Origin of the sequence: Winogradskyella flava, assembly GCF_014243395.1 — a bacterium.
Lineage (GTDB): Bacteria > Bacteroidota > Bacteroidia > Flavobacteriales > Flavobacteriaceae > Winogradskyella > Winogradskyella flava.
Genome location: NZ_JACLCP010000001.1, coordinates 1510377 through 1522662, shown reverse-complemented (window position 1 = coordinate 1522662; position 12286 = coordinate 1510377). Strand labels below are relative to the sequence as shown.

Annotated in this window: 7 protein-coding genes; all 7 read right to left on the bottom strand. The window is 33.8% G+C overall.

Features of this window, described 5'->3' with window-relative positions; genetic code table 11:
- Positions 1 to 52: 52 nt before the first annotated feature.
- On the bottom strand, positions 53 to 1906 hold the full coding sequence (locus H7F21_RS06490) for an alpha/beta fold hydrolase (RefSeq protein ID WP_185788382.1): 1854 nt from the start codon (positions 1904 to 1906) through the stop codon (positions 53 to 55).
- A gap of 75 nt (positions 1907 to 1981) precedes the next feature.
- The gene (locus H7F21_RS06485) at positions 1982 to 3403 is read right to left on the bottom strand and encodes a TolC family protein (protein WP_246431427.1); all 1422 of its coding nucleotides are present in this window, start codon (positions 3401 to 3403) and stop codon (positions 1982 to 1984) included.
- 10 nt (positions 3404 to 3413) lie between these two features.
- Complete coding sequence (locus H7F21_RS06480; protein WP_185788381.1) at positions 3414 to 4091, bottom strand: ABC transporter ATP-binding protein; 678 nt, start codon at positions 4089 to 4091, stop codon at positions 3414 to 3416.
- Positions 4092 to 4105: 14 nt separating this feature from the next.
- Positions 4106 to 4849 (bottom strand): head GIN domain-containing protein, encoded by a 744-nt coding sequence (locus tag H7F21_RS06475; protein WP_185788380.1) that lies wholly within the window; start codon positions 4847 to 4849, stop codon positions 4106 to 4108.
- A 55-nt stretch (positions 4850 to 4904) separates the two neighbouring features.
- Positions 4905 to 7259 carry an ABC transporter permease gene (locus tag H7F21_RS06470; RefSeq protein ID WP_185788379.1) on the bottom strand — a complete coding sequence of 785 codons (2355 nt, stop codon included), beginning with the start codon at positions 7257 to 7259 and terminating at the stop codon, positions 4905 to 4907.
- A 188-nt stretch (positions 7260 to 7447) separates the two neighbouring features.
- Positions 7448 to 9880 carry an ABC transporter permease gene (locus H7F21_RS06465; RefSeq protein ID WP_185788378.1) on the bottom strand — a complete coding sequence of 811 codons (2433 nt, stop codon included), beginning with the start codon at positions 9878 to 9880 and terminating at the stop codon, positions 7448 to 7450.
- A gap of 11 nt (positions 9881 to 9891) precedes the next feature.
- On the bottom strand, positions 9892 to 12276 hold the full coding sequence (locus H7F21_RS06460) for an ABC transporter permease (RefSeq protein ID WP_185788377.1): 2385 nt from the start codon (positions 12274 to 12276) through the stop codon (positions 9892 to 9894).
- Positions 12277 to 12286: the final 10 nt, after the last annotated feature.

Below are 12286 nucleotides of genomic sequence, written 5' to 3'. Positions count from 1 at the left end.
GTAACAATTTAGAAGTTACAAGTCTAAAAAAGCTAAATCCTCTATGTTACAATTATTTTAAAATTGATATGATGTTTTGTTGATCATTCTCTTGTGCAATATCTAAAGGTGTTTTGCTTCTTTTATTTTTCAAATTTCTATCTGCACCTAATTCCAAAAGCAACTTGACAGCAGATTCATTATTCGTTTCTACCGCGTGATGTAAAGCAGTAAATCCTGTATTATTTTGATTATTAATATCAGCTTCATTAAGCACTAACCAATTAATGATGTCCAAATGACCATAATATGCTGCCCAGTTAAGTGGTCGTCGTCCTGATTTGCTTCCCCTTTGGTCCAAAGCGTTGATATCTGCTCCATTTTTAACGGCTATCATAACCGCTTCTATATCTCCCACTTTGCATGCATCCCATAATTGTTCTTGTACCTCAGAAATTGGTTCAGGATATTCAATCGCTGGTAATTTTAATCTTTTTGGAAAACTAACCCGTTCTCCTTTTATAAATTGTGCAATCATATCCGGAAATTCTTCGATTAGCCTGTAACATTCGTATAGCACATTATGAGTACCTTTCTCAACCTCAATGAGATGTCCATTTTTTAAGGTTGGCAAAATATTGTAGGCATTTTCAATAGGTGTTGATGTATCCCAATTTCCATGTACTAATAGTATTGGAACATCTGTTGTTATATTCTCTCTATACGCATTACCCAAGTCATTAACATTCCAAACCTCTGCCAGTATATTATAATCTAAATTTAGATCGCCTAAAATCATATTAGCTTTATCCGAAGTTATTTGAAGCTTTCTTTCTTCACTAATTCCAGAAGAAAAATCCATTGCATATTTCATAGCATTAGGAGCAGAAATTCTATGCATTCCAACTGAGGCTTTTGCTGGAATATCATAGTCGCCATTATACATATCTATTATTAGATGTGGCCATGCCAAAGGATCAGAGCGTTTTCCAGCTTTATAACTGGCTACTTTTTGAATAATCATTTTATTTACTAACGCATCTAAATTTTGATCACCTTTAGTTAAAGTAACCTTTTCAGAACTTGATTCAAACCTAGAAACAATCTCTTCTAATGCTAAAATAAGTCCCCCTTTAGGAATATCATTTTGAAGCGACGAATTGGTTTCTATATCTGTTGCTATTCGGTTTAAAGTGTTTAATAAATAGTTTGGTACATCCCAAGTATGATTAGGACCTTCAATCCCAAAAAAAATTGCCCTTTCAATTATTTGAGGATACTTCCTGATGGTATGTAACCCTAGATGAGATCCATAACTACCGCCAGAAAATATTATTTTATCATAACCCAAGGCTTTCCTTAAGTCGTTTATATCTGACGCATTCTCATCAGTATTATAAGCCGAAAGATTTACACCCTCACTTTCCCAAAATTTTATACAGTCATTTGAACTATTTACTAAAGTTTCTTTTAAATTAGCTTCATTTATCTCGTCCTCAAGAGGTATCCACGCTTTTCCTTCACATTTCAAATTCGGAATTGAATTTCCTGCACCTCTTTGATCGAATATTACAACATCAGAAAATTGACTTAAAAATGTTACTTCATTAAAATACTTTTCTTTATGTAAAAGATTCAAATAAGAGCTTCCTGGTCCACCAGCAAGAATAAAAATTGGAGTAGCAGGTATTTTAGATTTAGACTTGATTCGATAGTACGCAATTGAAATTGTTCGCCCTTTGTCTTTTTTTCTACTTTCAGGAATATTAAACATTCCTGACTCAACTTGAATTGTTTCACCTGCTTCAGAAGTAATTATTTTTTGCTCAGAAGAAATGTCGTAACGTTTTTTGTCATCCTGTGCTTCGAGAGAGTATATTCCAAATAAGCACACAAAAATAATTAAAAGTAATTTGATTGATTTCATTGTAATGTTTTTTGACTAATGTTTTTATTGAGACGATCATTAATCAAAATAGGTTACAATTGTTTCAGTCAATACTTAAAATATATTCCCTCTGTAGTAATCTAAAACCTTAACACGCAGAATATACTCATATTTGGCATTTACCAAATTCACCTTAGCGTTATCCAAATTATTTTTACTTGTCACATAGTTTAAGAAATTGGAAACACCATTATTAAAACGAATTTCGTTAATGCGATAGGACTCTTCATAAGCCTTAACTTGTTTCTGTAAACTTTGGTAGCGATTATAAACGGCTTCCATATCAAAATGGACTTGAGCAATGGTGTTTTTTATGTCTAAATAGGTACGCTCCAATTCTAAAATGGACTCCTCCACTCTAATCTTTTCTAAGGTCACATTATTCTTGGCCCTAAAGCCATTAAATAAGGGAACCCTGACCGAGACACCAACAACTGTATTTAAATTATTATCTAATTGATCCGTATAGCTTATACCATCAGAAGAAAATGACGTTTGTTCAGTTTGCACAGGTAAATCCTGTCCTCCAACCGTGACAAAGTCTCCTGTTTCTACAATACTCGTACCTGTTTCTGAGAAAAGTTCAGCTGCACTAGAGTAATTGGTATTTACACCTCCAAATACCGAAATCTCAGGAGTAAACTGCGATTTAGCGACACTTACGCCTTTCTTAGCAGCTTCAATGCGCATTTCATTGGCTTTGAACGTTGCTAAGTTTTGTAACGCTTCAGCATAGACCTCATCTGCCGATAGATTATACTTATCGAAGTCTATCATGATTGATTCAGCATCGATTTGAATATTTTCAGGTAAATTCAATAATCTTAAAAGACTAAGTCTTGCATTATTAAGGTTGGATTCTGAAACTAAAATACTTGTTTCGTCATTGGCCATTTGTCCTAAAATGTCTGCATAATCTGCTGGATTCCCAGACTCGTTTTCATAAAAATCTTCCTGAATCTTTAATTGTTGTTTGGTAGTTTCATATCGCACTTTGGTCAGATCCAGAACAGCTTTGCTATTTAAAACCTGGAGATAGGCTAAAGTGACATTTAGTACTAAATCTTGCTGAGCAGCTTCTTTTTCTAATTCTGAAGCTTTTCTGTTTAAACGATTCTGCTTTTCGGCATTCAACAATCTAAAGCCATTAAAAACGGTCATATCCAAGCTTAAGCCCATGTTGGAAAATGTTAATTCTTGATTGATAAAATCATTGGTAAATGGATCGATACTTCTACCATCATTTACACCTAAATTAAAATTACCATTAATGCTCGGCAGTAAATTAGCTTTAGATTGTTGGTGATTAACCTTGGCAGATCCAGCTCTCAATTCTGTTGATTTTAAATCGAGATTGTTCTCCAACGCAATTGATATACAATCGTCTAAGGAATAAGATTTCTCATTTAAATCTTGTGTGTATCCTACCAAACCCATCAAAAAAATTAGGGTAATTATTATGTGTTTATGTGTCATGATGTCTTTGTTATTCTTCGACTATTTTTCCATCCAAGAGGTTTACAATTCGTGAGCCGTAAGATGCATTCTTTTCAGAATGAGTAGCTTGAATAATGGTGACGCCCTCTTTATTTAGATCTGAAAACAACTCCATAATTTCGGTGCTTTGCTTAGAGTTAAGATTCCCTGTCGGTTCATCTGCCAAGATCAACTTTGGCTTTCCTATTAAGGCTCTTGCGATTCCTACTAATTGTTGTTGCCCACCACTTAATTGCATTGGAAATAAATCTTTCTTCCCAACAATATTAAAGCGATCTAACATATCTGCCACCAATCCTTTGCGTTCGGAAGATTTTACACTTTTGTATAACAATGGTGTTTCAATATTTTCCCAAACTGTTAACTCATCTATAAGGTGATACGCCTGAAATACAAATCCGATATACTCCTTATAGAGCTTGGATCTGTTTTTTTCTTTCATACTATGCACTGGCTCCCCTAAAAAGGTATATCCACCTCCAGTAAAACTATCTAGCATACCTATGCAATTGAGTAATGTCGATTTTCCAGAACCTGAGGGACCCATTAGCGAAATAAATTCACCTTCATTCACTTGGAGATTGATATTATCTAACAATGTTACTTTGTTACTTCCAGAATTAACTGTTCTTGTTGCTTCGTTGAGACTTAATAACTTATTTACCATTTTAACTGCTTTTTTTAGTCGATTTTATTGATTTGCGAATCACCGAAACTCAATCCTTGATTCACCTGTGCTGTTCCTTTGTAATACAACTCAGCTTCACCATAAGCTGTAAACTTAATATGCTGTGATACATTAACCTTAAACTCAGCTTCACCATAAGCCTTTAGCTTAGATGTTTTATTATCTACCTGGACCAGATTAATTTCTCCCTCTCCAAATGCCGTAATATGCTGATTTTCGGTGTTACCATTTTTAATAGTCAATTGACTCTCTCCGTAAATATCTACATCAAACTCTTTAAAATTGACGTCATTGAAAGTTACTTCAGATTCACCATAAATTTTAAGCTTAAATTTTTCAACATCAATTAGGCTTTCGCATACCGTTCTCTCCTCTCCTCTCAATGATAAATTATCTATATGCTTATAAGTTACTTTTATGGTAAGTACTTTCCCTTTATAAATAGGCACTTTCATCTTCATACCATTCTTAACCACTTTCTTTTGCTTCGTTGTTAATTTGGCATCATCTAGGTATACTCTAAGTGTTCCATTATTGACTTCGATATTTACTTTATCATCTGACAAGATATTGTCTAGTATGGTAACGGATTCCTCATCGCCTTGAACAAAGGTTGTTTCTATATGAGGACTTATAATGACTTTAGTAAAAGATGACACATCTGTTTTTGTCTGCGCCAACATGATTTGACTTGTGCAAATCAATGCTATGATTAGAATTTGTTTTAAACTTTTCATGATATATTGTTTTTTGATACTGAAACAAATTCAGCACATGTTAATGATTAAATTTTTATTGAGTTTTAAGACTTTCCGCTGGATTTGTAATTGCTGCTTTAATAGCTTGAAAACTTACGGTCAACAACGCAATTAAAATGGCAGCGATACCTGCAATAGCAAAAACCCACCAGTTGATTTCTATACGATAGGCATAATCTTGAAGCCAATCTTGCATAAAATACCAAGCTAAAGGAATGGCTACTACAATCGAAATACCTACAAGTTTTAGAAAGTCTTTTGATAGTAATTTTACGATACCCGAAACACTAGCACCCAAAACTTTTCGAATTCCAATTTCCTTTCTGCGCTGCTCTGCCGTATAAGTAGCCAAACCGAAAAGTCCAAGACAAGAAATCAGTATGGCCAGTATAGCAAAGATTTGCGATAGCTCACCTATTAATTGTTCATTTTTAAACTTAGCATCAAAAGCATCGTCTACAAATGTATATTCAAACGGAAATGCTGGATTATGAGTTTTCATAACGGCTTCAATATCAGAAAGTGCTTCATTAATAGGAACACCTGCTTTTGTTTTAATGAACATGTACCTTGCATAAGCAGGATAATGCATAAATAATACTGGGTCACTAGCATCGAACATGTCACCATATACATAGTCTTTCACAACACCAACAACCTCCATAGCATCCTCTTCTCTGCTAATAATATTTCCTATTGGACTTTCATCACCCATCATTTTGGCAAGAGACTCAGAAATTAAAACCGATATACTATCTGCCTCAACATTATTGCTAAATCCACGACCTTCAATGATTTCCATACCTGTGGTCTCAAAAAAGCTTTGTGTTACATTTCTAAAAGAGATTAAAACATCTTCAGTATCTGTTCCACCTTTCCATTTAAAGCCAGAGCCATTATTTCCTCCATTTAAAAGTTCAGAATTGCATAACGTTGCATTGTCTACAGAACCTGTTCTAATCAACTCTTGTTGTACTACATTAAATTTTGGAATAAAATCACGATTGATTCGCATTGACAATAGTTGATCCTTATCATAACCTAACTCTCTATTTTTTGCATGCTGAATTTGCTGATATACTAAAATCGTGACAATAATAAATACGATTGATATTGTAAACTGACCAATTACTAATCCCTTTCTAATTAGTGTTGCAGAACCTTCAGTTACTTTCAAGCCTTTTAAAACTTCAACAGGTTTAAATGACGATAAATAAAATGCTGGATACAAGCCTGCCAAAAGTCCACAAACAACTGCCACGCCAACTAGGCTTAGTATATGCAAAGGGTTTGACAGTCCTAATGTTAAGTTTTTGTCTATGATGAGATTAAACTGAGGCAATATCATTGCGAGCAAAACAATACTTAAAATCGTGGCAATAAACGATAGTATCAGAGCTTCAGAAATAAATTGAGTGATTAATCGTCCTCGTCCAGATCCCATCGCTTTTCGTACACCAACCTCATTGGCACGTTTTTCGCTCCTAGCTGTGCTTAGGTTCATAAAATTGATACAAGCAATTAATAGAATTACAAATGCTATAATAGTGAACAAACGCACATAGGTTATACGACCACCTACTATTTCACCACCTTCAAACTTAGATCTTAAGTGCCAATCTTTGATGGAATGCAAAAACGCATAAGTATCGCTACCTTCATCCTTTTGTTGAACAATCTGGCGTACTTTATTATCTACAGTATTAAAATTAGCTTCTGGTGCCAATTGAACAAAAGTATCCGAAAAATTACTTCCATATTCGGTCATCCACTGTGCACCATCGCTATAGCGTTCAAAAGGCGCCACCCAACTAAAAGGAAATGACACATTATTTGGTAAATCTTCAATAACACCTGTGACTAAATAATTGTCTTTATTACTAACTCTAACGACTTTACCGAGCGCTTTTTCACCTTTACCAAAAAGTTGTTCTGCTGTTTCCTGAGTTAATACAATAGCTTCAGGATTTCTAAATGCATTCTCTCTATTGCCTTCAATAAATTTTAAACTAAAAATGTCTAAAAAATCTGCATCAGCATAACGACCTCTTCTCGTTATAGAATTGTCTCCAACAGCAAACAAACGCTCCTCGAGACTAGAGCGTGTAGCTCTAACGATACCAGGAATTTCGTCCAACATGTCTTGAGCCAACGGACCAGGTGTAGAATAGAACGTACGCCATTCCCCTTCATAATTCTGATTGGTTGGCACATAATACACTTGGTCTTGCTTATCGAAATTTGTATTGAAACTCAATTCATCCTCAACCCAAAGAAAAATGAGACTAGCACAAGTAATCCCAATAGCCAATCCAAAAATGTTTAGGAAACTATAACCTTTATTCTTCAATAAGGTTCTAAACGCAATTTTGATATAATTTAAAATCATAATGATTTATTTTTAATGTTGATTGATGACATTTTGTATTACTATTTATATAGTGAAGATGATGCCAAAAACATAAATATCTAAAAATCAATATTTTATAATTATTTGAATACAAAAAAGTGTCCGATTTCGATACAGTTCTTGTTCGTAATCGGACACTTTAAAAACATGCGTTAATTGACAATCGATTATTCAGTTTTTAAACTTTCAACGGGATTAGCTATTGCGGCTTTAATAGCCTGAAAACTCAATGTAATTAGGGCTACTACTAATGCAACACATCCAGTGACTGCAAAAATCATCCAATTAAGATCTATTCTATACGCAAATTCTTGGAGCCACTCGTGCATAAACCACCAAGCAATCGGTGTTGCAATTACAAAAGCTACAATAACCAACTTCACAAAATCCTTAGATAGCATTCTTATAATATTAGTTACAGATGCACCCAATACTTTACGTATTCCGATTTCTTTTGTACGCTGTTCTGCTATATATGTTGCCAATCCAAATAAGCCCAAACAAGCAATAATTATAGCAAGTATTGCAAAAGCCATGGCAACTGTACCAACACGTCTTTCTTGTCGATACATATTATCAAAAGCTTCATCTAAAAACTGATAATTAAATGGCATGCCCGGCGCTGCAGCTTTATATTTATTTTCGATTGTAGACAACAAACCACTAACATCGCTTGTATTGAATCTATAAGCAGTTTCCCAACTGTTATTTCCTAATTGGAAACATAAACCTCCAACATTTTCACGTAGAGATGCAAAATTGAAGTTTTTAACCACGCCAATAACGGTATGGGCCTGTGGATTACCATTGTTATCTGATGTATATAGTTTTTTTCCAATTGGATTTTTAAAGCCAGCTAACTTAACTGCTGTTTCGTTCAAGATTATACCTAAAGAATCCGAACCAAAATCTCGAGAAAAATTTCGGCCAGATTCCATTTCCATACCTAAAGTTTCCAAATAATCGTAATCTACATTCCAATACTGCATATTGAATCCATTGGATTCTGTCATAACTGATTCTGTAGAAAATGTTGTATCCGAACGTGATGAGCCGCCTACTGGCAAATAACCTGCAAACGAAGCGGATTTTACTTCTGTTAATTGTTCAATTTCGTTTTTTAGAGATTGCCTCGTTTCATGTGATAATCCAAAATTATTGACTACCATTACCTGGTCTTTATCAAATCCTAAATTAGAATTTTGAATATGATTGAGTTGTTTGTAAATTACTATAGTACCTACAATTAGTATGATGGATGTGGCAAATTGAAATACAACCAAAAAATTTCTCAAAGTATTTTTCTTATTACCAAATGATAACTTCCCTTTTAAGACTTTAATAGGTTGAAATGAAGACAAAAAGAAGGCTGGGTATACACCAGCTAATCCGCCTACTATAAAAGGTAAAACCAAAATGAAAACTAAAAATTTTGGACTCAATAAGGACGTCATTAGCATTTCTTTCCCTGAAACACCATTAAACCAACTCAAAGACAACCATACAAAAGTTAAGCCTACGAAAAGGGCTAAAATTGCTATTAAAGTAGACTCTGTTAAGAACTGCCCAATTAGTGCTTTCTTTTCAGAACCTAGAACTTTACGAATGCCAACTTCTTTGGCTCTGCCTGAAGATCTAGCCGTTGTAAGATTAATAAAATTGATACAAGCAATCAATAATATAAAAAGCGCAGCAGCAGAAAAAATATAGACATATTGAATGTTACCATTTGCGCTTAATTCAATACCCCTAGAAGAATGCAGATGTATATCTGTAATGGGCATTAAAGAATATTCCAATTTATTCCCGCTTGCTTCAAAATCATCCATACTAGAAATTTCCATGAACTGGGCTGCTTGAGGAAGTAAGTATTTATTAATAACCTCTTTAAAATTCTTATTGAAAGTCTTGTAATCAGTACCCTCTTTTAATAGCACATAAGTGTGAAAATTATGACTTAAAAAATTTCCGAAATCATAATCTACATTAGCCATAGAAAAAAAGAAGTCGAACTTAAAATGCGAATTTCTTGGCATATCCTCAATAACTGAAGTCACTTTATATAGCGTCTTATCGTTATCGTCCGTTTCTAAGAATTGTCCTATTGCTAATTGAGGGCTGCCAAAATAGCGATTAGCAGCTGTTTCTGTAATAACTACTGTATTTGGATCTCTAAGTGCTGTTCTTGTATTTCCTATTATCGCTGGTAATGTAAAGACTTTAAATAAAGTAGAATCGGCGTGAACCACTCCACTTTGGTTAATATACTGGTTTCCTTTTTTTATTAACTTAGACCTTTGTGAAGCATATAGTCTGACAAAATTTTCAACTTCTGGGTAATCGCTCTTTAAGACTTCTCCCATTGGATCCGCACTCACCGCCATACTCATTTCAGTTCCTCCAAAAATGATATCAGAATTTATACGGTAAATACGATCTGCTTTCTCATGGTATCGATCGTAACTTATCTCATCTATCACAAACATAGAAATCATAATAAAGCAACCAACACCTAATGATAAACCAATAATATTAATTACTGTAAAAGCTTTCTTCTTTAAAAGATTTCTCCATGCTATTTTAATATAATTCTTTATCATAATTTATGGCTTTATTCAGTTTTTAAACTTTCAACGGGATTAGCTATTGCGGCTTTAATAGCCTGAAAACTTACCGTTAGAATTGAAACAGCAATTGCTGCAAATGCGGTAAACACAAATGGATGCCAACTAATAGCAACTCTATATGCAAAATCCTGTAACCAATCATTCATCACAAAATAGGCTAATGGAAAAGCTATAAGTAAAGCTACTAGGACTAACTTTATAAAATCAACAGAAAGTAGTTTTACTATTCCCGAAACCGAAGCGCCTAATACTTTACGAATACTAATTTCTTTATCTCTTTGTTCTGCTGTAAAAGCAGCTAAACCAAATAATCCTAAACACGCTACAAAAACTGCCAAAATTGAAAATAACATACCTATAGTAGCTGTTTGTTTTTCCTCTAGGTAAAGCTTTTCTATATTGTTATCCAGAAAACTATAATCAAAGGGCACATTTGGAACGATGGATTTAAAATTGCTTTCTACTTGATTTATTTCAGTACCTAAATCTGTCACTCGTAATTTTACAATTAAATATTCTTTACGTTCAGTAGCAAGATTATGAAATGCGTAACCACCGATTGGTTCACGTAAAGAAGCATAGTTAAAATCGTCTACAACACCCACAATATATTCATTATCGCCAGGTAACATTTGTATTTTTTTGCCAATAGCTTCTTCTGGGGTTAGACCTAAATACTCAACAATTTTTTTGTTAACAACCACCTCAATTAACGAATCACCTTCAGACTTAACTAATGGTAAATTTTTACCAGCAATAAATCGCATTCCCATAGTTTCAATAGCTTTAGCGTCAGACCTATTGGTTTGTACAGCCATACCGCCATCATCCAATATTGGATTCTGAATCATTCGACCGCTAACTGTTTTGCCAGGAAATCCTTGTGCAGTTCCAACACTCTCAACTGTTGTTAATGTGCTTAGTTTTTGTCTTAGTAAATCTACATTATTATCGCTACTTATACCATTAATTGAAATAGCCATAAGTTGCTCTTTATCAAAACCTAAATCTTTTTCCTGTATAAATTTTAGCTGATTATAAATCACATAAACTCCAACTATTAACATTGTTGAAGCTGTAAATTGTAAAACGACTAAACTTTTTCTCAAATTCACAGACCATCGAGACCCTATTTTCCCACCATTAAGTATTTTTTTTGCTGATAGATTTGATAAATATATTGCTGGATATGAACCCGCTAGTAGCGTCGACACCATCCAAACACCTAATAAAGAAGAAATGAAAGGCAAAGACCATAACATAGAATTTGGTATATTTTTGCCAGCAATATTATTAAATACAGGTAAAAACACTAAAGCTAAAAGCACACCCAAAACAATTGAAATTGCCGTTATTAAACCTGTCTCGGCGTAAAAGCGAGTAATTAAATTTTGTGTTGATGCACCAAGCGTTTTACTCACTCCAACTTCTTTAGAGCGTTTTTGTGATCTCGCCGTAGTTAAATTCATATAATTGATACATGCAATAACCAATATTAGTAGCGCCAACCAAGACAAACTTTTCACCTGTTCTATAGATCCTTTTTTGCTACTATAGGCATTACTTAAGTGTGTTGAATAAAGATGTACTTTATTTAAAGGTTGGACGTCTAAAGAATACCACCTTCCGTCTTCTTGTACATTCTTTTCTAACATTTCACCAAGCTTAGCTTTAAGCATTGATTGTTTTGTGTTTTCGGCAGTTAAAAAATAAGTCTCTAAACTTACATTAGACCAAGTTGGACGTTTGGAGAAGAAACTAGTTGCAAAAGATATATATACATTAGCGTCTAAAGTAATATTTGTTGGTAAATCTGAAAAAACACCAGTAATTTCAACCGTTATTTCATCATCTATTTTAAAGGTTTTCCCCAGCACATTATCAGTTCCAAAATAGCGTTCTGCTGTACTTTTTGAAATTATTGCCGTATTAGGTTTAACAAGTGCTTCATTAACTAACCCTTGTTGAAGCTCTAAATCAAAAATCTTGAATAGACTAGGGTCAGCGTAGTATAAAGACGACTCAATAAATTCTGAAAACTCTGTATTTATATAAGCAGGTTCTCCAAAACCGTGTTTTAAAAATCGTACAGCGTCAGTTACTTCAGGTATTTCTTCAATTGCTGTTGGAGCAACCATAGCAGCTGCAGAAGCATATATTTTATCATTATAATCCTTAGCTTCCGTTAAAACTCTATAAATATTATCCTTATTTGAAAGCGATTGATTGAAACTATTTTCATGATGAATAAATAGGAATAGTAACGTAGCTATTGCTAAACTTAATGTAAGTCCCAATACATTTATGGATGAAAACAAAGGACTTGCTTCTATGTTTCTCCATGCAATTTTTATAAAACTCTTTATCATAATGCTCTTA

Bases quoted from the DNA above. Each gene is read 5' to 3' on its own strand.
- H7F21_RS06475 (WP_185788380.1), bottom strand. From the start codon at position 4,849: ATGAAAAGTTTAAAACAAATTCTAATCATAGCATTGATTTGCACAAGT.
- H7F21_RS06460 (WP_185788377.1), bottom strand. From the start codon at position 12,276: ATGATAAAGAGTTTTATAAAAATTGCATGGAGAAACATAGAAGCAAGT.
- H7F21_RS06465 (WP_185788378.1), bottom strand. From the start codon at position 9,880: ATGATAAAGAATTATATTAAAATAGCATGGAGAAATCTTTTAAAGAAG.
- H7F21_RS06485 (WP_246431427.1), bottom strand. From the start codon at position 3,403: ATGACACATAAACACATAATAATTACCCTAATTTTTTTGATGGGTTTG.
- H7F21_RS06480 (WP_185788381.1), bottom strand. From the start codon at position 4,091: ATGGTAAATAAGTTATTAAGTCTCAACGAAGCAACAAGAACAGTTAAT.
- H7F21_RS06470 (WP_185788379.1), bottom strand. From the start codon at position 7,259: ATGATTTTAAATTATATCAAAATTGCGTTTAGAACCTTATTGAAGAAT.
- H7F21_RS06490 (WP_185788382.1), bottom strand. From the start codon at position 1,906: ATGAAATCAATCAAATTACTTTTAATTATTTTTGTGTGCTTATTTGGA.